The 20,097-nt window shown below is 60.8% G+C and carries 20 protein-coding genes; 12 read left to right on the top strand and 8 right to left on the bottom strand.

The features are described 5' to 3' along the window. Positions 1 to 44: 44 nt before the first annotated feature. Genes ftsX through ftsY form a run of 3 tightly spaced genes read right to left on the bottom strand, consistent with a single transcriptional unit; the run spans position 45 to position 3,276 of the window. Positions 45 to 1,070 (bottom strand): permease-like cell division protein FtsX, encoded by a 1,026-nt coding sequence (gene ftsX, locus AB4O01_RS18470; protein ID WP_077574909.1) that lies wholly within the window; start codon positions 1,068 to 1,070, stop codon positions 45 to 47. Next, positions 1,067 to 1,738, bottom strand: a complete 672-nt coding sequence (gene ftsE, locus AB4O01_RS18475; RefSeq protein WP_008065082.1) for a cell division ATP-binding protein FtsE — start codon at positions 1,736 to 1,738, stop codon at positions 1,067 to 1,069. The genes ftsX and ftsE overlap by 4 nt, the downstream gene beginning before the upstream one ends. After that, positions 1,735 to 3,276, bottom strand: coding sequence for a signal recognition particle-docking protein FtsY (gene ftsY / locus AB4O01_RS18480; RefSeq protein WP_460089164.1), 1,542 nt, complete (start codon positions 3,274 to 3,276; stop codon positions 1,735 to 1,737). Before ftsY ends, ftsE begins: the two co-directional genes overlap by 4 nt. Positions 3,277 to 3,620: 344 nt before the next feature. Between ftsY and AB4O01_RS18485 the strand changes: the two genes are divergently transcribed. The 5 genes from AB4O01_RS18485 (at position 3,621) to AB4O01_RS18505 (ending at position 8,968) form a co-directional block, all read left to right on the top strand. Further along, a complete protein-coding gene (locus AB4O01_RS18485) occupies positions 3,621 to 4,976 on the top strand; it encodes a M16 family metallopeptidase (RefSeq protein WP_007913612.1) in 1,356 nt (451 codons plus the stop codon). Continuing rightward, positions 4,969 to 6,456 (top strand): M16 family metallopeptidase, encoded by a 1,488-nt coding sequence (locus AB4O01_RS18490; RefSeq protein WP_460089165.1) that lies wholly within the window; start codon positions 4,969 to 4,971, stop codon positions 6,454 to 6,456. Before AB4O01_RS18485 ends, AB4O01_RS18490 begins: the two co-directional genes overlap by 8 nt. Then, positions 6,456 to 7,070: a 16S rRNA (guanine(966)-N(2))-methyltransferase RsmD gene (gene rsmD / locus AB4O01_RS18495; RefSeq protein WP_093429823.1), complete on the top strand. Its 615-nt coding sequence runs from the start codon at positions 6,456 to 6,458 to the stop codon at positions 7,068 to 7,070. The genes AB4O01_RS18490 and rsmD overlap by 1 nt, the downstream gene beginning before the upstream one ends. A gap of 63 nt (positions 7,071 to 7,133) precedes the next feature. After that, positions 7,134 to 8,129, top strand: a complete 996-nt coding sequence (locus AB4O01_RS18500) for a hydrolase (RefSeq protein ID WP_460089166.1) — start codon at positions 7,134 to 7,136, stop codon at positions 8,127 to 8,129. After that, positions 8,126 to 8,968: an AraC family transcriptional regulator gene (locus tag AB4O01_RS18505; protein ID WP_093429821.1), complete on the top strand. Its 843-nt coding sequence runs from the start codon at positions 8,126 to 8,128 to the stop codon at positions 8,966 to 8,968. The genes AB4O01_RS18500 and AB4O01_RS18505 overlap by 4 nt, the downstream gene beginning before the upstream one ends. A gap of 102 nt (positions 8,969 to 9,070) precedes the next feature. On the opposite strand, the gene AB4O01_RS18510 is transcribed toward AB4O01_RS18505, so the two are convergent. Then, positions 9,071 to 9,925, bottom strand: a complete 855-nt coding sequence (locus AB4O01_RS18510) for a sulfurtransferase (RefSeq protein ID WP_460089168.1) — start codon at positions 9,923 to 9,925, stop codon at positions 9,071 to 9,073. A gap of 33 nt (positions 9,926 to 9,958) precedes the next feature. Further along, positions 9,959 to 10,630, bottom strand: coding sequence for a TetR/AcrR family transcriptional regulator (locus AB4O01_RS18515; RefSeq protein ID WP_099757428.1), 672 nt, complete (start codon positions 10,628 to 10,630; stop codon positions 9,959 to 9,961). Between the two features lie 146 nt (positions 10,631 to 10,776). Between AB4O01_RS18515 and AB4O01_RS18520 the strand changes: the two genes are divergently transcribed. From AB4O01_RS18520 to AB4O01_RS18540, 5 genes are all read left to right on the top strand, one after another. Beyond that, entirely contained in the window at positions 10,777 to 12,207 is a 1,431-nt protein-coding gene (locus AB4O01_RS18520) for a coniferyl aldehyde dehydrogenase (RefSeq protein ID WP_460089170.1), read from the top strand. Between the two features lie 29 nt (positions 12,208 to 12,236). Continuing rightward, positions 12,237 to 12,782 carry a twin-arginine translocation pathway signal protein gene (locus AB4O01_RS18525; RefSeq protein WP_116254312.1) on the top strand — a complete coding sequence of 182 codons (546 nt, stop codon included), beginning with the start codon at positions 12,237 to 12,239 and terminating at the stop codon, positions 12,780 to 12,782. 119 nt (positions 12,783 to 12,901) lie between these two features. After that, positions 12,902 to 14,497 (top strand): GMC family oxidoreductase, encoded by a 1,596-nt coding sequence (locus AB4O01_RS18530; protein ID WP_116028418.1) that lies wholly within the window; start codon positions 12,902 to 12,904, stop codon positions 14,495 to 14,497. A 115-nt stretch (positions 14,498 to 14,612) separates the two neighbouring features. Next, positions 14,613 to 15,092, top strand: a complete 480-nt coding sequence (gene coaD, locus AB4O01_RS18535) for a pantetheine-phosphate adenylyltransferase (protein WP_003229157.1) — start codon at positions 14,613 to 14,615, stop codon at positions 15,090 to 15,092. A 147-nt stretch (positions 15,093 to 15,239) separates the two neighbouring features. Continuing rightward, positions 15,240 to 15,491, top strand: coding sequence for a YfhL family 4Fe-4S dicluster ferredoxin (locus AB4O01_RS18540; RefSeq protein ID WP_003195146.1), 252 nt, complete (start codon positions 15,240 to 15,242; stop codon positions 15,489 to 15,491). A 132-nt stretch (positions 15,492 to 15,623) separates the two neighbouring features. On the opposite strand, the gene AB4O01_RS18545 is transcribed toward AB4O01_RS18540, so the two are convergent. The 3 genes from AB4O01_RS18545 to AB4O01_RS18555 all read right to left on the bottom strand — a co-directional run bounded on the left by AB4O01_RS18545 (position 15,624) and on the right by AB4O01_RS18555 (position 17,654). Continuing rightward, positions 15,624 to 15,947 (bottom strand): multidrug transporter, encoded by a 324-nt coding sequence (locus AB4O01_RS18545; RefSeq protein ID WP_095049443.1) that lies wholly within the window; start codon positions 15,945 to 15,947, stop codon positions 15,624 to 15,626. Between the two features lie 69 nt (positions 15,948 to 16,016). Next, positions 16,017 to 16,829, bottom strand: a complete 813-nt coding sequence (mutM, locus tag AB4O01_RS18550) for a bifunctional DNA-formamidopyrimidine glycosylase/DNA-(apurinic or apyrimidinic site) lyase (RefSeq protein ID WP_095125836.1) — start codon at positions 16,827 to 16,829, stop codon at positions 16,017 to 16,019. Positions 16,830 to 16,841: 12 nt separating this feature from the next. After that, positions 16,842 to 17,654, bottom strand: a complete 813-nt coding sequence (locus AB4O01_RS18555) for an HDOD domain-containing protein (protein ID WP_175559546.1) — start codon at positions 17,652 to 17,654, stop codon at positions 16,842 to 16,844. A 228-nt stretch (positions 17,655 to 17,882) separates the two neighbouring features. Between AB4O01_RS18555 and AB4O01_RS18560 the strand changes: the two genes are divergently transcribed. Together AB4O01_RS18560 and AB4O01_RS18565 are read left to right on the top strand one after the other, a co-directional pair. Then, complete coding sequence (locus AB4O01_RS18560; protein ID WP_093429814.1) at positions 17,883 to 18,422, top strand: type 1 glutamine amidotransferase domain-containing protein; 540 nt, start codon at positions 17,883 to 17,885, stop codon at positions 18,420 to 18,422. Positions 18,423 to 18,594: 172 nt separating this feature from the next. Then, complete coding sequence (locus AB4O01_RS18565; RefSeq protein WP_093429813.1) at positions 18,595 to 19,791, top strand: class I SAM-dependent rRNA methyltransferase; 1,197 nt, start codon at positions 18,595 to 18,597, stop codon at positions 19,789 to 19,791. Positions 19,792 to 20,097: the final 306 nt, after the last annotated feature.

The raw sequence follows: 20,097 nt of genomic DNA on the forward strand, positions 1-20,097 counted from the left end.
AGTTCCCAAAAAAACCGCGAGGTCAATCACGCGCAAAAAAGATTCTACTTCGGCGCCAGCTCCCTGAGATGGCGTGCGACTGCAATCCATGCACCGATATAACCCAACAGCACCGCGCCAAGCAAGAGCGACAGACCGTCGGCAACTGGCACTCCGGCCAGCGCGAAATCACTGCCGTACAAGCCGGCCAGTCCAACCACCGCATCGTTCAGCCAGTTCAGGCCGAACGCCAATACACCCCAGGACAGTAGCCCCGCACCGAAGCCATACAACGCGCCCATATAAAGGAAAGGGCGACGCACATAACTGTCAGTGCCGCCGACGAGTTTAATCACTTCTATCTCGGTGCGGCGGTTTTCAATATGAAGACGAATGGTATTGCCTATCACCAAAAGTAATGCAGAAACCAGCAGCACCGTCAGACCGAAGACAAAACGATCGCCAAGCTTGAGGATCGCGGCCAAACGCTCGACCCAGACTAGATCAAGTTGCGCCTGTTGTACCTTGGGCAATTCGGAAAGTTTTTGTCTTAATGCTTCCAGCGTCGGCTTGTCGACCTCGTTCGGGGTGACCAGCACCACGCCCGGCAACGGGTTCTCCGGCAGCTCGCGCAGGGCTTCGCCCAACCCGGATTGCTGCTGAAACTCTTCCAGCGCCTGATCGCGGCCGACATATTCAGCATCCGCTACGCCGGGCATGCCTTTGATCTGCTCGCGCAACGACTCGCCCTGCTCCGGGCTGGCGTCGAGTTGCAGATACAGCGAAATCTGCGCCGCACGCTGCCACGAACCGCCAAGACGCTCGACGTTGTTGAGCAACAGGGACAAGCCCATTGGCAGACTCAGCGCGACCGCCATCACCATGCAGGTGAAGAAGCTGCCGATCGGCTGCTTGCCGAGACGACGCAGGCTGTCGAGCAGACTGGCGCGATGGCTTTCGACCCAGGCACGGAACAGCGTGGCGAAGTCCGGGCCATCGTCTTCGTCGTGTTTTTTCTTCTTCGGTGGCTGCGGATCGGCGGCTTTCGGGGCCACGCGTTCGGAAACCTTCGGACTGCGTGTGGCACTCATTCCCCGGCCTCCCCGTCGCCAATCAATCGGCCGCGTTGGAGGGTCAGCATGCGGTGACGCATGCGCGCGATCAGTGCCAGGTCGTGACTGGCGATCAGCACGCTGGTGCCCAGACGGTTGATGTCTTCGAATACGCCCATGATTTCCGCCGCCAGACGCGGGTCGAGGTTACCGGTCGGTTCGTCCGCCAGCAGCAAGGCCGGGCGGTGCACGATGGCGCGGGCGATGCCGACGCGCTGTTGCTGACCGGTGGACAGGTCGCCCGGGTACAGATCGGTTTTATCCGACAGCGCCACGCGCTCCAGCGCCGAGTCGACACGCTTGGCGATTTCGGCCTTGGACAAGCCAAGAATCTGCAGCGGCAAGGCGACGTTGTTGAACACCGTGCGATCGAACAGCAGTTGGTGATTCTGGAACACCACGCCGATCTGCCGACGCAGGAACGGAATCTGCGCGTTGCTGATGGTGCTCAGGTCTTGCCCGGCCAGCAGCAGTTTGCCGCTGGTCGGACGCTCCATCGCCAGCAACAGGCGCAACAACGTGGATTTACCGGCGCCGGAGTGGCCGGTGACAAACAAGAACTCGCCACGACGGACTCGAAAGCTCAGCTCATGCAAGCCGACGTGACCGTTCGGGTAGCGTTTACCGACCTGTTCGAAACGAATCATGAACGCTCCCGCTCGGCAAACAGTGCCTGGACAAAGGGTTCGGCTTCAAAGGTACGCAAATCGTCGATGCCTTCACCGACGCCGATGTAGCGGATCGGCAGGCCGAACTGCTTGGCGAGGGCGAAAATCACCCCGCCCTTGGCGGTACCGTCGAGCTTGGTCAGCGCCAGGCCGGTCAGTTCGACGGTCTGGTTGAATTGCTTGGCCTGGTTGATGGCGTTCTGGCCGGTGCCGGCGTCGAGCACCAGCAGCACTTCGTGCGGCGCGTCGGCGTCGAGCTTGCCGATCACCCGGCGAACTTTTTTCAGTTCTTCCATCAGGTTGTCTTTGGTGTGCAGGCGACCGGCGGTGTCGGCGATCAATACATCGATACCACGGGCCTTGGCGGCCTGCACGGCGTCGAAGATCACCGAAGCCGAGTCGGCGCCGGTGTGCTGGGCGATGACCGGGATCTTGTTGCGCTCGCCCCAGACTTGCAGCTGTTCCACGGCAGCGGCGCGGAAGGTGTCACCGGCGGCGAGCATGACTTTCTTGCCTTCCAGTTGCAGCTTCTTCGCCAGTTTGCCGATGGTGGTGGTTTTGCCGGCGCCGTTGACGCCCACCACCAGAATCACGAACGGCTTGTTCTGCGAAACGATTTTCAGCGGTTGTTCGACCGGCTTGAGCATCGCCGCCAGTTCGGCCTGCAGGGATTTGTACAGCGCGTCGGCGTCGGCCAGCTCTTTGCGGGCGACCTTCTGGGTCAGGCGCTGGATGATCTGCGTGGTGGCTTCGACGCCGACGTCGGCGGTGAGCAGACGGGTTTCGAGGTCATCGAGCAGATCGTCATCGATGGTTTTGCGGCCGAGGAACAGGCTGGCCATGCCCTCGCCGATGCTGGCGCTGGTTTTCGACAGGCCTTGCTTGAGGCGGGCGAAGAAACCGGCTTTGGCTTCTTCGGTGCGCGGGGCTTCGACTGGGGCCTCGGTAACCACTTCAACCGGCACAACTGGCGCAGCGACGACCGATACCGGTACAGGTGCAGGTGCAGGTGCAGGTGCAGGTGCAGGTGCAGGTGCAGGTGCAGGTGCAGGCTGTTGAACAACTGGCGCAACAAACACGGGCGCAACAGGCTCGACAACAACCGGCGCAGGCTCGACAACCGGCTCAACCACCGGCGCCGGAGCAACCTCTGGAACGAACGCAGCAGGCGCAGGAATCATCGGGGTGATATGCGGCGCAGCCTCTTCAACCAACGCCACCGGCTCTTCCGCCACCGGCAAGGTCAGCCACGGTTCAGCCGCAGGAGTCAGTGGTAGCTCAGCCGCCACAGGCGCTTCAGGCTCAGGCTCAACCGGTTGCAACACCGGCTCGGCAATCGGCAGCACAATCGGTGCCGGCTCTTCTTCTATGACTGGAGCCGGCGCAGGCGCTGGCTCAGGAGTCACCGGCGGCTGTTCGACGACGGGTTCCTGCGGTTTCTTACGCAGCCATCCGAACAGGCTTTTCTTCTCGCCAGCCGCAGCTGGGGTCTTCTTGTCGTCGTTGGAACCAAACATGGAGGACGGCTATCTCACGGTAGCGACGCGCCATAAGGGCGCCCCGGCAAATAAATATTCGATGCAGAACAGACTGTGTTTCATCCAGCTTGTTCACGCGCAACATTTTGTCGAGGCGCCAGCGGCACCTCAAAGAATCGTATAAACGAAGGACTAAACCGGCAAATTCGGCGAAAAAGCGAAGTTTAGTCGATAAACCGTAGCTTTCTGCCGCAAACCCATTCAGCCAGATCAGGTCTGAAAACCTGATAGGCGTGGTCGCCGGTAAAACGGATCAGTATCCTAGCACCCTCTCGCCCGCCGACGCTAAGACCAAGCGGGCAGCCCAACAGGTTAAAAAACGAATGAATGCTCTAGCCCGCCGCGCTGCAGGCCTGCTGCTCAGCACAGTCTGCCTGCCCCTTTCGGCCCTGGCGGCCGACCCGCAACCGACTCACGAATTCACCCTCGACAACGGCCTCAAGGTCGTCGTGCGCGAAGACCATCGCGCGCCGGTGGTGGTCTCGCAGGTCTGGTACAAGGTCGGCTCCAGCTACGAAACCCCGGGCCAGACCGGTCTGTCCCACGCGCTTGAGCACATGATGTTCAAGGGCAGTGAAAAAGTCGGTCCCGGCGAAGCCTCGCTGATCCTGCGTGACCTCGGCGCCGAAGAGAACGCCTTCACCAGCGACGATTTCACCGCTTATTACCAGGTGCTGGCCCGCGACCGTCTGGGTGTAGCATTCGAACTGGAAGCCGACCGCATGGCCAATCTGCGCCTGCCGGCCGACGAGTTCGCCAAGGAAATCGAAGTCATCAAGGAAGAGCGCCGTTTGCGCACCGATGACAAGCCGATGTCCAAGGCTTACGAGCGCTACAAGGCCATGGCCTACCCGGCCAGCGGTTACCACACGCCAACCATTGGCTGGATGGCCGACCTCGACCGGATGAAAGTCGAGGAGCTGCGCCACTGGTACCAATCCTGGTACGTGCCGAACAACGCCACGCTGGTCGTAGTCGGTGACGTTACTCCGGACGAAGTGAAAACCCTCGCCCAGCGCTATTTCGGCCCGATCGCCAAGCGCGACGTGCCGCCAGCGAAAAAACCGCTGGAGCTGGCCGAACCCGGCGAACGCCAGATCACCCTGCACGTGCAGACTCAGTTGCCTAGCTTGATGCTCGGTTTCAACGTGCCAAGCATTGCCACGGCTGAAGACAAACGCTCGGTCAACGCCTTGCGCCTGATCTCGGCGTTGCTCGACGGCGGTTACAGCGGGCGCATCCCGACGCAACTGGAGCGCGGCGAAGAGCTGGTCTCCGGCGGTTCGTCGAGCTACGACGCCTATACCCGTGGCGACAGTCTGTTCACCCTGTCGGCAACCCCGAACACCCAGAAGAAAAAGACTATCGCGCAAGCCGAGGCGGGCTTGTGGAAACTGCTGGAACAACTGAAAACCACCGCACCGTCCGCTGAAGAACTGGAGCGCGTGCGAGCACAAGTGATTGCCGGTCTGGTCTTCGAACGTGATTCGATCACCAGTCAGGCCACCGCCATCGGTCAACTCGAGACCGTAGGTCTGTCGTGGAAACTGATGGACACCGAACTCGCCGATCTGGAAAGCGTGACCCCGCAAGACATCCAGAATGCCGCCAAGCTGTATTTCACCCGCGAACGTCTCAGCGTCGCCCACGTCCTGCCACTGGAGACGACTCATGAGTAAGCGCAAATCCCCACGCCTGCTGCTCGGCCTGATCGCCGTGGCGGTGATCGGCTCTGCCGCGCTCTACCTGTCGCCTGGCGCTGACAGCAATGCCAGCGAAGCCCTCGACAACGCCAAGACCAGCCAGAAGCTGCAATCACTGACCGAACTCGACGGCAAGGCCCCGGCCAGCCGCAAACTCGACGTGCAAACCTGGAACACCGCCGAAGGCGCCAAAGTATTGTTCGTCGAAGCCCATGAGCTGCCGATGTTCGACATGCGCCTGATCTTCGCCGCCGGCAGCAGCCAGGACGGCAGCGCGTCGGGTCTGGCGGTGCTGACCAACGCAATGCTCAACGAAGGTGTCGCCGGTAAAGACGTCGGCGCCATCGCGCAAGGCTTCGAAGGCCTCGGTGCGGATTTCGGCAACGGTGCTTTCAAGGACATGGCGCTGGCTTCGCTACGCAGCTTGAGTGCCACCGACAAGCGTGGACCGGCGCTGAAGCTGTTTGCGGAAGTGGTTGGCAAACCGACCTTCCCGGCCGATTCGTTCGCACGCATCAAGAACCAGCTGCTCGCCGGTTTCGAATACCAGAAACAGAACCCCGGCAAACTCGCCAGCCTTGAGCTGATGAAGCGCTTGTACGGCGATCACCCGTACGCGCATTCGAGTGACGGTAACCCGCAGAGCGTGCCGAAGATCACCCTCGCGCAGTTGCGTGAGTTCCACGCCAAGGCCTACGCCGCTGGCAACGTGGTGATCGCGCTGGTCGGCGACCTGTCGCGGGCGGACGCCGAAGCAATTGCCAATCAGGTCTCTTCTGCCCTGCCGAAAGGCCCGGCGCTGGCGAAGATCGCCCAGCCACAGGAACCGAAGGCCAGCACAGGCCATATCGAGTTCCCGTCGAAGCAGACCAATCTGATGATCGCGCAACTGGGTATCGACCGTGACGATCCGGATTACGCCGCGCTGTCGATGGGCAACCAGATCCTCGGTGGCGGCGGTTTCGGCACGCGCCTGATGAGTGAAGTGCGCGAGAAGCGCGGCCTGACCTACGGCGTGTACTCGGCGTTCAGCCCGATGCAGGTACGTGGCCCGTTCATGATCAACCTGCAAACCCGCGCGGAAATGAGCGAAGGCACCCTGAAACTGGTGCAGGACGTGCTTGCCGATTACCTGAAAACCGGGCCGACGCAGAAGGAACTCGACGACGCCAAACGCGAACTGGCCGGCAGTTTCCCGCTGTCCACCGCGAGCAATGCCGATATCGTCGGCCAACTCGGCGCGATGGGCTTCTATAATCTGCCGCTGAGCTATCTGGACGACTTCATGCGTCAGTCGCAAAGCCTGACCGTGGAACAAGTCCGCGACGCTCTGAACAAACACCTGAGCACGGACAAAATGGTCATCGTCACCGCTGGCCCGACCGTGCCGCAAAAGCCGTTACCGGCCCCATCTGATAAACCTGCCGAGCAACCGCTCGGGGTTCCGGAGCATTAATGGCGACTCGAGCACCCAAGAAACCTGCGCAAAACGTTCACAACGGTGTGAACCAGTTGCGCATCATTGGCGGCCAATGGCGCAGCCGCAAGCTGAGCTTCCCCGACGCACCGGGCCTGCGCCCGACGCCGGATCGCGTGCGTGAAACCTTGTTCAACTGGCTCGCACCGTACGTTGAAGGGGCCAAGGTGCTTGATCCGTTCGCCGGCAGTGGCGCGCTGTTTCTCGAAGCGCTGTCCCGTGGCGCGGCCATGGGTCAGGCACTGGATGCCAGCAACATTGCGGTGTCCAGCCTGAAAGAACACCTCGGCACCCTGCGCTGCACCAACGGCCAGGTGCAGACCGCCGACGCCCTGCGTTATCTGGAAACCCAGACCGCAACACCGTTCGACCTGGTATTCCTCGACCCGCCGTTCAACCAGAACCTGCTGCCTGCCGTCTGCACCTTGCTCGAAGAGCGCCAGTGGCTGGCGCCGGACTCGTGGATCTACACTGAAAGCGAAACGGCGCCATCGACGCTGGGCCTGCCGGGCAACTGGCGCCTGCATCGCGAACAGAAATCCGGCCGGGTTTATTACGCGTTGTGGCAACGTACGGCAGAGATCGCCGGTTAACCGACCGGTCTGAATAAGCGGCGCCCCTTCCAACAGGGTCGCCGCTCTGCATCGAGAACCATCGTGTCCGCCTCTTCAGAACGCTTCAACCCCGCCTTCGGCCTCGGCAATCCGCACCTGCAAACCTTGTGGGGGCCGCTGTGGCGCAAAACCGTACATATCGAGCGTGAACGCGAACGCCTGTGGCTTGAGGATGGCGACTTTCTCGATCTCGACTGGCACGGCCCGCACACCGCCGATGCACCACTGGTGCTGGTGTTACACGGTCTGACCGGGTCCTCCAATTCGCCTTATGTAGCGGGCATCCAGAAGTCACTGGCTGATCAAGGCTGGGCCAGTGTTGCGTTGAACTGGCGCGGCTGCTCTGGCGAACCGAATTTGCTGCCGCGCAGCTATCACTCCGGCGCCAGCGAAGACCTCGCCGAAACCATCAGACATCTGCGCGCCAAACGACCGCTGGCACCGCTGTATGCCGTCGGCTACTCCCTGGGCGGCAACGTGCTGCTTAAACACCTCGGGGAAACCGGCAGCGCCAGCGGCGTGCTCGGCGCCGTGGCGGTATCAGTGCCGTTTCGCCTCGACCAATGCGCCGACCGCATCGGCCAGGGATTTTCCAAGGTCTATCAGGCGCACTTCATGCGCGAGATGGTCGCCTATATCAAGAACAAGCAGCGGCAGTTTCAACACGACGGGCGTGAAGAAGGACTCGCCGCGCTGGCCGCCCTCGGCTCGCTGGAAAACATGCGCACCTTCTGGGATTTCGATGGCCGGGTAACCGCGCCGTTGCACGGGTTCGAGGATGCCGAGGATTACTATCGTCGCGCTTCTAGCCGCTATTTCCTCGGCGAGATCCGCACGCCGACCCTGATCATTCAGGCGGCGGACGATCCTTTCGTGTTCCCGCACAGTTTGCCGCAGGCCAATGAGCTATCGGCGTCAACCGTCTTCGAATTGCAGGCACGCGGTGGGCATGTCGGCTTTGTCGAAGGCTCGCTGCGTCAGCCCGGTTACTACCTGGAACGACGCATCCCGCAGTGGCTGGCTCGCGTGTCCGCATGAGCGATCAGGGCGAGTCGATCCGCTTCTGGCAAACCGCGCCGCTGGCCGGGGTCGAGTTGCTGTCGGCGCGCTACATCGAGCATCGCTTCGCCCCGCATGTGCATGACGGCTATGTGATCGGCATGATCATGGCCGGCGCCCAGCGTTATCGCTATCGCGGCGCCGAGCATCTGGCGGGCAGCGGCACGCTGGTGTTGATCAATCCGGACGAGCTGCACACCGGACACAAGGGCACCGAGGATGGCTGGCTGTATCGGGCGTTTTATCCCGATACCGCGCAAATCGTTTCGCTGCTGGATGAGCTGGAGCTGTCCACCAGCAACCTGCCGGCGTTCAGCGCCACGTTGTATCGCGATGCGGATCTGGTCAACGGCTTTGCGCAGTTGCACCGTCTGCTCGAAAGCCCGACCACCGCGCTGCAACAGCAGACGGTGTGGCGCGAGATGATGTTGCGGCTGTTGCAGCGCCATGCGGCAGTGCCCGTGCCCGGCCGAGCCGGCAAGGAACACCGCGCGGTGCTGTTGGGCAAAGAACTGCTGCGCGCGCAACTGGCGGCGCCGCCATCGCTGGAAGAGCTCGCGGCGGCGGTCAATCTGTCACCCTTCCATTTCGCCCGAGTATTCCGTCGCGCCACCGGCATGCCGCCGCACACCTGGCTGATGCAGCAGCGCATCGCCCAGGCCCGCGCACTCCTGCAACATGGCTGCCTGCCCGTGGAGGTCGCCACGCAATTGGGTTTTGCCGACCAGAGCCATTTGAGCCGACAGTTCAAACAGGCTTATGGTGTCGGGCCCGCCGCTTACCGCAGCGCCCGACAGCTTCCTTCAGACAACGAATAACCAATGTGGGAGCGAGCCTGCTCGCGAAAGCGGTTGTTCATTCAACATTAATGTCGACTGATCCGACACCTTCGCGAGCAGGCTCGCTCCCACAGATGTTGGTTATTCGCCGGTGGCGATACCGCGCGAAGGCTCGTTGATCCACTCACTCCACGATCCGGCATACAACGATCCCAACGGATAACCCGCCAGACACAAGGCAAACAGGTTGTGACACGCCGTCACGCCGGACCCGCAATACGCAACCAGATCCGCTGGCGAACGCTCACCGAGCTTCGCGGCAAAACGCTGCTTGAGTTGATCCGCCGGCAGGAATTGTCCATCGCTGCCGAGGTTGTCGGTGAACGCCGCGCATTGCGCACCGGGAATATGCCCGGCAACCGGATCAATCGGCTCGACCTCACCTTTGAAACGCGGCAAAGCCCGGGCATCGATCAACGTCAGCGCCGGTTGACCAAGGCGCTGTTGCAGTTGCTCGGCGCTGAGCAGCAGGCGGGTGTCCGGCTGGCCACTGAAATTGCCACGGGTAACCGTCGGCGCATCCAGGCTCAGCGGCAGCCCCGCCGCATGCCACGCCTTGAGCCCGCCATCGAGAATGAACACGCCATCGCGCTTGCCCAGCCACGCCAGCAACCACCACGCCCGTGCCGCGTAGGCACCGGGACCGTCGTCGTACAAAACCACGTCGCTGTCCTTGTTGATGCCCCACGCCTGCAGCCGCTCGATCAACGCCGCCGGCTCGGGCAACGGGTGACGGCCAGTCACGCCTTTGACCACTTTACCGCTGAGGTCACGCTCAAGGTCGGCAAAGCTCGCCCCGGCAATGTGCCCTTCGGCATAGCTGCGCTGACCGTAGTCCGGGTCTTCGAGGGCAAAACGACAATCGAGAATCACCAGTCCCGGCTGCACCTTGCGGGCGTCCAGTGCTTCGGGGCTGATCAGTTGCGCAATCGGCATAACGGGCTCCCTGAGGGATTTCAACAGAACGGTTTATTTCACGTCTTCGAGGGCCTGGGCCAGCGGCACGTAGAATTCCTCGAACAACGCATTGACCTCGTCACGCGCCTGCTCGGTGACAAACCCGGCTTCAAGCACCAGTACCTGATACACGCCACGTTTAATAGCTTGTTCACTGAGGTGGTTGGAGTTTTCGCGCGTGGTGCACAGGAAGCGCACCCAGGACGTCAGGATGATCCAGGCATTGAGGGTCAGGGATTCGATCTGCACGCGATCCATATCAAGGATCCCGGCGGAAACAAAACCTTCGTAGATCGCCGCGCCCTGAATCACGCAGCGCTGGGAAAAGCGCCGATAGCGGGCGGCCAGTTCCGGATCGCTGTCGAGCAGATGCTCCAGATCGCGGTGCAGAAAGCGGTAGCGCCACATCGCCGAGAGCAATTCCTTGAGATAGAAACGCTTGTCCTCGACCGTCGCCGCGCGCCCCTGCGGCGGACGCAGAAAGCTGTCCACGAGGCTTTCGTACTCACTGAACAACACGGCGATGATCGCCTGCTTGTTGGGGAAGTGGTAGTACAGGTTGCCCGGAGAAATCTCCATGTGGGCGGCAATATGATTGGTGCTGATGCTGCGCTCACCCTGCTGATTGAACAGCTCAAGGCTGTTCAGCACGATACGCTCGCTGGTTTTTATTCGTGGGGCCATGGCTTGAGCTTTAATTCAGAGTGCGTTGGGGAGCATCTTACGACCTAACCGGAAATGGATAAAACACTGCCGTGCAAGGAAGTCATTTGACTTTCTAGAGCATAGACTCTAAAAAGTTCATCACTACAATAAATCCGGAGCAGACCATGACTGCCGACGTTGCTTACCTGCAAACGCTGCAACAACCGCTGGCCGAACTGGACCGGTTGTTCGAGGCGCAGCGGGCTGCGTATGCCGCCAATCCGATGCCGCCCGCCGCCCAGCGCCAGCAATGGCTCAAGGCCCTGAGTGATTTGCTCAGCAACGAGCGTCAGGCCTTGATCGAGGCGATCAGCTCCGATTTCAGCCATCGCAGCGCCGACGAAACCTTGCTCGCCGAACTGATGCCGAGCCTGCACGGCATTCATTACGCCAACCGCCATCTCAAAGGCTGGATGAAAGCTTCGCGGCGCAAGGTCGGCATCGCGTTTCAGCCCGCTTCGGCAAAAGTGGTGTATCAACCATTGGGCGTGGTTGGCGTCATCGTGCCGTGGAACTACCCGTTGTATCTGGCCGTCGGCCCACTGGTCGGCGCCTTGGCGGCGGGTAACCGGGTGATGCTCAAACTCAGTGAATCAACCCCCGCCACCGGCCTATTGCTCAAGGAATTGCTGGCGCGGATCTTCCCCGAAGACCTGGTCTGCGTGGTGCTCGGTGAAGCCGACATCGGCGTGGCGTTCTCGCGCTTGCGCTTCGACCACTTGCTGTTTACCGGCGCCACCAGCATCGGCAAACACGTGATGCGCGCCGCCGCCGAAAACCTCACCCCGGTCACCCTGGAACTGGGCGGCAAGTCGCCGGCCATCGTCTCCCGCGATGTACCGCTCAAAGATGCCGCCGAGCGCATAGCCTTCGGTAAAACCCTCAACGCCGGCCAGACCTGCGTTGCCCCGGATTACGTGCTGGTGCCGGAAGACCGGGTCGGTGCTTTTGTCGAAGCCTATCGCCAGGCGGTGCAGGGTTTTTACCCGACACTCACCGACAATCCGGACTACACGGCGATCATCAACGAACGCCAACTGGCGCGGCTCAACGGTTATGTAAGCGACGCCACCAGCAAGGGAGCGCTGTTGATTCCGCTGTTCGAGCAGGGCCAGGGCCGACGCATGCCGCACAGTGTGCTGCTGAATGTCAGTGATGAGATGACGGTGATGCAGGACGAAATCTTCGGCCCGCTGCTGCCGATCGTGCCGTATCAGGACCTGGAGCAGGCATTTGCTTACATCAATCAGCGGCCACGTCCTCTGGCTCTTTACTACTTTGGCTACGACAAACGCGAACAGAACCGGGTGCTACACGAAACTCATTCCGGCGGTGTGTGCCTGAACGACACCTTGCTGCATGTGGCTCAGGACGATATGCCATTCGGTGGCATCGGCGCTTCGGGCATGGGCCACTACCACGGTCACGAAGGTTTCCTGACCTTCAGCAAAGCCAAGGGCGTGCTGATTAAACAGCGGTTCAACGCAGCCCGACTGATTTACCCACCCTACGGCACATCGATTCAGAAACTGATCCAGAAGCTGTTCATTCGCTAAACCTTTGTCATCGCCGGGTAATAAAAAAAATGCACCCAAGCCTGACCGAAACACCTGCACTGTCGCGCCGTGGCCTGCTGAAATTCAGCCTTGGCGCCACGGCGTTTCTCGCCACCGCCGGACTCGGCGCCAGCCTAAGTGGCTGTTCGTCGAGCGTCGCGGCCAACGGCTTTGTCTCGTTGCGCGACGGCGACCTGCTGTTTCTGCGCGCACTGATTCCGGTGATGCTCGACGGCGCCGTGGCAGCCGAGAAGATGCCGAGCGCGGTTGATGGCACGCTCAAGTCGCTGGACTACAGCCTTGATCACCTGTCGCCGGAAATGCTCAAGCTCACCCGGCAACTGTTCGACGTACTCGGCATGGCCGTGACGCGCGGGCCACTCACCGGGATCTGGGGCAGTTGGGAGAACGCCAGTGCCGAGGCCATGCGGCATTTCCTTGATCGCTGGGAAAACAGCTCATTGAATTTGTTGCGCATGGGGCATAGCTCGTTGCAGCAGATGGTGATGATGGCCTGGTATACCCGCGCAGAATCGTGGGCGCATTGCGGTTATCCAGGGCCGCCTAGCGTCTGAAACCGTGTCGCTCCCTTCGCGAGCAAGCTCGCTCCCACATTTGAAATGCATTCCCCTGTAGGAGTGAGCCTGCTCGCGATGAGGCCCGCCAGAACAACAAAAACAAGAGAACCTGATCGATGCCCGTACCCGACCCGTTCCGCGAAGGCCTCGCCCGAGGCTGGAAAACCTACAACGGCGCACAACTGAGCGACGATCTCAGCCTTGAAGCCGACGTGGCCATCATCGGCAGCGGCGCCGGTGGCGGCACCACGGCAGAAATCCTCAGCGCTGCCGGCTACAAAGTTCTGCTGATCGAAGAAGGCCCGCTGAAAACCAGTTCAGATTTCAAAATGCTCGAAGACAAGGCCTACAGCAGCCTTTATCAGGAAGGCATCGGGCGCATGAGCAAGGACGGCGCGATCACCATTCTTCAGGGCCGCGCGGTCGGCGGCACGACGCTGATCAACTGGACCTCGAGCTTTCGCACCCCGGAGCCGACCCTCGAGCACTGGGCCAAGGAACACAACGTCAAAGGTCACAGCCCTGCCGAGATGGCGCCGTGGTTCGAGAAAATGGAGCAGCGCCTCGGCGTCGCCCCGTGGAGGGTGCCACCCAATGCCAACAACGACGTGATCCGTAAAGGCTGCGAACAACTTGGCTATAGCTGGCACGTGATCCCACGTAACGTGCGCGGCTGCTGGAACCTCGGCTATTGCGGCATGGGCTGTCCGACCAATGCCAAACAATCGATGATGGTCACGACCATTCCGGCGACTCTGGAAAAGGGCGGCGAACTGCTTTATCTCGCCCGCGCGGAGAAGCTGCTGATCAACGGCGACAAGGTCACTGGCCTGCAATGCGTGGCGATGGACGAACGTTGCGTCACGCCGACCGGGCGCAAGATCACGGTCAAGGCGCGGCATTACGTGCTCGCCGGCGGCGGCATCAACAGCCCGGCGCTGCTGCTGCGTTCGGATGCTGCGGACCCACATAAAACCCTGGGAAAACGTACCTTCCTGCACCCGGTGAACATGTCCGCAGCGCGCTTCGACGAAGTCATCAACCCGTTTTACGGGGCGCCGCAGTCGATCTACTCCGACCATTTCCAGTGGAAGGACGGCACCAGCGGGCCGATGGCCTTCAAACTCGAAGTGCCGCCGTTGCATCCGGCCTTGGCTGCCACCCTGCTCGGCGGCTTTGGCGCAGAGAGCGCGCAACACATGGCGGACCTGCCGCACACCCACGCCATGCTGGCCTTGCTGCGTGACGGTTTTCACCCGGACAGCACGGGCGGCACCGTCGAGCTGCGTGGCGATGGTTCGCCGGTGCTCGACTATCAGGTGTCACCCTACGCCTGGGAAGGCTTGCGCCGGGCTTTTCACGTCATGGCCGAAATCCAGTTCGCCGGCGGCGCGAAAGCGGTGATGCCGATGCACGCCGACTCCCGTTACGTGAAAACCCTGGCCGAGGCCCGCACGTTGATCGATGGTTTGAGCCTTGAGCTGTACCGCACGCGTCTGGGCAGCGCGCACGTCATGGGCGGTTGCGCGATGGGCGAAGAGCCGAAAAGCGCAGTCACCGACAGTCTCGGCCGGCATCATCAACTGGCTAATCTGTCGATTCACGACGGCTCGCTGTTCCCTACCAGCATCGGCGCCAACCCGCAGCTATCGGTGTATGGCCTGACCGCGCAACTGGCGACTTCCCTCGCCGATCGGCTGAGAAACCCGTGAAAAAACCAATTAATTGCCTCGTCTATAGTGCTTTCTTACCCAACAGGCGACTTGGCCGACCGGGACGGCTGCGATACCATCCGACTCCCCAACGGACTCCCGCCAGGACGACGCGATGAACCGAGTGTTGTACCCAGGTACCTTCGACCCTATTACCAAGGGCCATGGCGATCTGGTCGAACGCGCCTCGCGCCTGTTCGACCACGTGATTATTGCAGTCGCTGCCAGCCCGAAGAAAAACCCGCTGTTCCCGCTGGAACAACGGGTCGAACTGGCTCGCGAAGTGACCAAACACCTGCCGAACGTGGAAGTGGTCGGTTTCTCGACACTGCTGGCGCATTTCGCCAAAGAGCAGAACGCTAACGTGTTCCTGCGCGGCCTGCGTGCGGTGTCGGACTTCGAATACGAATTCCAGCTGGCCAACATGAACCGTCAGTTGGCCCCGGATGTGGAGAGCCTGTTTCTCACGCCGTCCGAGCGTTATTCGTTCATTTCCTCGACGCTGGTGCGGGAAATTGCCGCGCTGGGCGGCGATATCAGCAAGTTCGTCCACCCGGCCGTGGCTGATGCGTTGACCCTGCGCTTCAAGAAGTAGGAGCTGCCGAAGGCTGTGATCTTTTGCTTTTAAAAGATTGCAGTCTCGTGCCCTTGATCGCAGCCGCGTGCACTGCGCTCGCCAATGCGGCACAATTGCGCGCATTGATTTATAGCGCCCGGGCCTGCCGCCCCGGCTGGAGTTAGCATGTCCCTGATCATCACCGACGATTGCATCAACTGCGACGTCTGCGAACCCGAGTGCCCGAACGCCGCCATCTCCCAAGGCGAAGAGATCTACGTGATCGACCCGAACCTGTGCACCCAGTGCGTCGGCCACTACGACGAACCACAATGCCAGCAGGTCTGCCCGGTGGATTGCATTCCGCTGGACGAAGCGCATCCGGAGACTGAAGAACAGTTGATGGAGAAATACCGCAAGATCACTGGCAAGGCTTGATCCGCCGGATTTGTAGCGCTCTTTCGGGCCTCTTCGCGAGCAAGCTCGCTCCCACATTTAAAATGCGTTCCAATGTGGGAGCGAGCTTGCTCGCGAAAGGGCCGTCAGCCACACAGGAAATCCCTGCTCAGCTTACTCGCGCTGCTCAAACCCCTCCCCGATACACCCCAGGCACCGCACAAAAGCGGCTTTAGCCGGATCAACTACCAGCGCCTGCCCGGCATCGCCCACCCCGCCGCCCAGTGCGGTGAACGGCAACGACACGACGAACGCCCCCGCACCGATGACCGTCGCCACCACCAATAAAGGTCGGGCAATCAGCAAGTCGCCGATCATCGCGTAGGCCGGTGGATTCTGGATGGTGTAGCGCGGGTCACCGCTGCCGTTTTCCGTGGCCTGAACCGCCAGACTGGAACACAGCAGCAGCGTAATAACGAGGGTTTGCAAGGATTTCATGGCACGATCCTTCGGGCTGAACAGTGAGACCACTCACTATAGACCGTAAGACTTTTTCAGCCTGTTGTCTCAGGTCTGGCAGCGCGGGCAGAACACACTGGCACGCTGGCCGAGCTTCACTTCACGCAAACCGGTACCGCAGACCTTGCAGTGTTCACCGCCACGGCCATAGACAAACAGTTCCTGCTGGAAATACCCCGGCTGACCGTCGCCGCCAATGAAATCGCGCAGCGTCGTACCTCCGCGCTCGATGGCAGCGGCCAGAATGCGTTTGATCTCTATCGCCAGCTTCAGATAGCGCCCCCGGGAAATGCCCCCGGCCTCGCGGCGCGGGTCAATCCCGGCGGCGAACAGCGCTTCGGTCGCGTAAATATTGCCGACCCCGACCACCACTGCGTTGTCCATGATGAACGGCTTGACCGCCATCGACCGCCCGCGTGATAGCTGAAACAAGCGCTCGCCGTCGAACAGATCGGTCAGTGGCTCAGGCCCCAAGCGAATCAGCAGTTCATGATTGAGCGGGTCGTTGCTCCACAACATCGCGCCGAACCGGCGCGGATCGGTGTAGCGCAGCGCCAGCCCTGACTCCAGCTCGATATCGACGTGTTCGTGCTTAAGCGCCGGCAATCCGGCTTCAACCAGACGCAAATTACCCGACATGCCCAAGTGGCTGATCAGCGTGCCGACTTCGGCGTTGATCAGCAGATACTTGGCGCGACGCTCGACCAGCACGATGCGCTGCCCCGACAGGCGCACATCGAGGTCTTCGGGGATCGGCCAGCGCAACCGCCGGTCACGCACGATCACCCGACTGACGCGCTGGCCTTCCAGGTGCGGGGCAATCCCGCGACGGGTGGTTTCGACTTCTGGCAGTTCAGGCATGGCGTTCTCGGATCAATGCGCGCCGAGGTCGCGGATTGTTTGTTTGAGAGTTTCGAAGTCGTAATCCGACAGTCCTACATAGTCGAGTACCAGCGGGCCGACGGCGTTCCATTCGGAATCTTCGGTCTGGTTGCCCAGCACACGGTATGACGCACAAATATGCTCGGCCATCTTCAGGATCGCCAGGAGGTTTTTCAGCTGACTGTTGCGCGACGATTCATCGCTGAAGATCGCCAGGGCGTTGTGGTGATTGGCGATCGCCGCACTGACATGCTCCGGCAGGCGCCACGACTTGGCGGTGTAGTAGCCGACCACCGCGTGGTTGGTGTTGAACTCGCTGTTCTCGGTGTCGACCACCCGACATTCGGCGCTGGCATTGGCGTAAGCCTTTTCCAGCACCGTCATGTAATTGGGAAACCGTTGCAGCATCAACGGCACGCCACAATCGTGGAACAGGCCCAAGGCGTATGCCTCGTCACCGGCCTGAGTGCCGATACGCTTGGCCAGCGTCAGGCAGGTCATCGCCACATCCTGGGCGGTGTCCCAGAAGCGGTTAAGGGTGACGATGGTGTCGTCGTTCATCTCGCCCTTGATCGACTGCGCGTTGATCAGGTTGATGATCGAGCGGCTACCCAGCAGGTTCACCGCGCGCTGAATCGAGGTGATTTTGTTGCTCAAGCCGTAATACGGCGAGTTGACGATCTTCAGCAACGAGCCGGACAGCCCGGGATCCTGGGCGATCAGCTTGGCGATCACCTCCAGGTCCGGGTCGGGCATGTACTGCTCCATTTGCAGATCCACCATGATCTGCGGTTGCGCAGGCACGCTGATGCCTTGCAGCGATTGTTGAATCTGTTCGGTGGTCAGCTCTTGGGACATAAGTACACACTCTGGGACAGGCGGCGATTCTAACCTCTAAAAACCGCACGACGACACACCAGTGGGCAATTGTCAGGAACTTTCATTCACGTCCAGGCTTCGGAATCTGTAATGCCCAACGGGTCACACCGGCCCATTGCGGCGGCAAACTCCCACAGACTCAGGAGCTTATCGATGGCCACTTCCCTCAACGGCAAACGCGTCGCCATTTTGGTAACAGACGGTTTCGAGCAGGTCGAACTGACCGGTCCCAAGCAGGCACTGGAGCAAGCGGGCGCGCAAGTCGACATCCTCTCCGCCGAGGCCGGCAAGGTCAAAGGCTGGAACCACGATAAACCAGCGGACGACTTCGAGGTCGACCAGACTTTCCAGAGCGCCAGCAGCGAGCAGTACGACGCGATCGTCCTGCCGGGCGGCGTGCAGAACTCCGACACCATCCGCATCGATCAGGATGCCCAGCACCTGGTCAAGACCGGCGCCTCTGCCGGCAAACCGATTGCGGTGATCTGCCATGGCGGATGGCTGCTGATTTCCGCCGGGCTGGTCAACGGCAAGACCATGACCAGTTACAAGACACTCAAGGATGACCTGGTGAATGCCGGGGCCAACTGGGTCGATAAAGAAGTGGTCAAGGATGGTCACCTGATCAGCAGCCGTCAGCCGGATGATATTCCGGCGTTCAGCAAGGAGCTGATCACCGCGCTGTCGGCGTAGTATTCGAGGCCGTCTCGCGAGCAAGCTCGCTCACACAGTAGATTCTGGATCGACACAAGGTCCCTGTGGGAGCGGGCCTGCTCGCGAAGAGGCCATCAGCGTTTCATCGCTCATCAAACCCGGCACAAGTCGCAACACGCTATACTCCCGCTCTTTTTTCCGGAGCGACGTCATGTCCCTGCCTAGCTTGCGCCTCAAAGCCAACGCCGACCGTCGCCTGCGCGCCGGTCACCTGTGGGTCTACAGCAACGAAATCGATGTAGCCGCCACCCCGCTTCACGGCTTCAATGCCGGCGACCAGGCCATCCTCGAAGCCGCTGGCGGCAAGCCTTTGGGCATCGTGGCGATGAGCCCGAACAACCTGATCTGCGCCCGCCTGCTGTCGCGCGATATTAAAGTTGCGCTGGACAAGTCGCTGCTGGTGCACCGTCTGAACGTGGCCCTGTCACTGCGCGAGCGCCTGTTCGACAAACCGTTCTACCGTCTGGTCTACGGTGACTCCGACCTGTTGCCAGGCCTGGTCGTTGACCGTTTCGGTGACATTCTTGTGGTGCAGATCGCCTCGGCGACCATGGAAGCGCACAAAGATGACGTGATCGCGGCCCTGACCCAAGTGCTCAAGCCAAGCGGCATCCTGTTCAAGAACGACTCCGCAGCCCGTGATGCCGAAGGCCTCAACCGCTACGTCGAAACCGTGTTCGGCCTGGTGCCGGAGTGGGTGGCGCTGGAAGAGAACGGTGTGAAATTCGAAGCCCCGGTCATTCAGGGGCAGAAAACCGGCTGGTTCTACGACCACCGCATGAACCGTGCACGCCTGGCCCCTTACGCCAAAGGCAAACGCGTCCTCGACCTCTATAGCTACATCGGTGGCTGGGGCGTGCAGGCTGCTGCGTTCGGCGCCAGCGAAGTGTTCTGCGTCGACGCCTCGGCTTTCGCCCTCGACGGTGTTGAGCGCAACGCTGCGCTGAACGGTTTCGCCGACAAGATGACCTGCATCGAAGGCGACGTCTTCGAGGCCTTGAAAGAGCTGAAAGCCAGCGAAGAGCGCTTCGACGTGATCGTGGCCGACCCGCCAGCGTTCATCAAACGCAAGAAAGACATGAAAAACGGCGAAGGCGCCTACCGTCGCCTGAACGAGCAAGCCATGCGCCTGCTCAACAAGGACGGCATCCTGGTCAGCGCGTCGTGCTCGATGCACCTGCCGGAAGATGACCTGCAGAACATCCTGCTGACCAGCGCCCGTCACCTGGATCGCAACATCCAGTTGCTCGAGCGTGGTGGCCAGGGTCCGGATCACCCGGTGCACCCTGCTATCGCCGAAACACGCTACATCAAGAGCATCACCTGCCGCCTGCTGCCCAACAGCTGATTTTTTGCGGATAACGGGGAGCCAGCAGGCTCCCCGTTTTGGTTTCTGGCATCGCCCTTCCCTTCGCTATCTTCCTGGACTTCCTACAATTATATTCCCGCAGACATGCAGGACATTTCCTTACGTCTTTTAATTACTGAAACTTGCCCTACAAGTTTATTTCCAGCTAAAGATTGCTCCGACAAAATTACTGGAAATTTCCTACCCAATATCCCCTTGCCAATAATCCATTACAAACTATTATGAAGTTGTCACCACGAGGTGACTTCAACTATCAATGAACAAGGAGTTCACATCATGAAAAGT

The organism is Pseudomonas sp. S2_E02 (assembly GCF_054668355.1).

Bases quoted from the DNA above. Each gene is read 5' to 3' on its own strand.
- ftsY (WP_460089164.1), bottom strand. From the start codon at position 3,276: ATGTTTGGTTCCAACGACGACAAGAAGACCCCAGCTGCGGCTGGCGAG.
- mutM (WP_095125836.1), bottom strand. From the start codon at position 16,829: ATGCCTGAACTGCCAGAAGTCGAAACCACCCGTCGCGGGATTGCCCCG.
- AB4O01_RS18505 (WP_093429821.1), top strand. From the start codon at position 8,126: ATGAGCGATCAGGGCGAGTCGATCCGCTTCTGGCAAACCGCGCCGCTG.
- ftsX (WP_077574909.1), bottom strand. From the start codon at position 1,070: ATGAGTGCCACACGCAGTCCGAAGGTTTCCGAACGCGTGGCCCCGAAA.
- AB4O01_RS18485 (WP_007913612.1), top strand. From the start codon at position 3,621: ATGAATGCTCTAGCCCGCCGCGCTGCAGGCCTGCTGCTCAGCACAGTC.
- AB4O01_RS18565 (WP_093429813.1), top strand. From the start codon at position 18,595: ATGTCCCTGCCTAGCTTGCGCCTCAAAGCCAACGCCGACCGTCGCCTG.
- AB4O01_RS18540 (WP_003195146.1), top strand. From the start codon at position 15,240: ATGTCCCTGATCATCACCGACGATTGCATCAACTGCGACGTCTGCGAA.
- coaD (WP_003229157.1), top strand. From the start codon at position 14,613: ATGAACCGAGTGTTGTACCCAGGTACCTTCGACCCTATTACCAAGGGC.
- AB4O01_RS18530 (WP_116028418.1), top strand. From the start codon at position 12,902: ATGCCCGTACCCGACCCGTTCCGCGAAGGCCTCGCCCGAGGCTGGAAA.
- AB4O01_RS18560 (WP_093429814.1), top strand. From the start codon at position 17,883: ATGGCCACTTCCCTCAACGGCAAACGCGTCGCCATTTTGGTAACAGAC.
- AB4O01_RS18515 (WP_099757428.1), bottom strand. From the start codon at position 10,630: ATGGCCCCACGAATAAAAACCAGCGAGCGTATCGTGCTGAACAGCCTT.
- rsmD (WP_093429823.1), top strand. From the start codon at position 6,456: ATGGCGACTCGAGCACCCAAGAAACCTGCGCAAAACGTTCACAACGGT.
- AB4O01_RS18525 (WP_116254312.1), top strand. From the start codon at position 12,237: ATGCACCCAAGCCTGACCGAAACACCTGCACTGTCGCGCCGTGGCCTG.
- AB4O01_RS18520 (WP_460089170.1), top strand. From the start codon at position 10,777: ATGACTGCCGACGTTGCTTACCTGCAAACGCTGCAACAACCGCTGGCC.
- AB4O01_RS18490 (WP_460089165.1), top strand. From the start codon at position 4,969: ATGAGTAAGCGCAAATCCCCACGCCTGCTGCTCGGCCTGATCGCCGTG.
- AB4O01_RS18545 (WP_095049443.1), bottom strand. From the start codon at position 15,947: ATGAAATCCTTGCAAACCCTCGTTATTACGCTGCTGCTGTGTTCCAGT.
- ftsE (WP_008065082.1), bottom strand. From the start codon at position 1,738: ATGATTCGTTTCGAACAGGTCGGTAAACGCTACCCGAACGGTCACGTC.
- AB4O01_RS18510 (WP_460089168.1), bottom strand. From the start codon at position 9,925: ATGCCGATTGCGCAACTGATCAGCCCCGAAGCACTGGACGCCCGCAAG.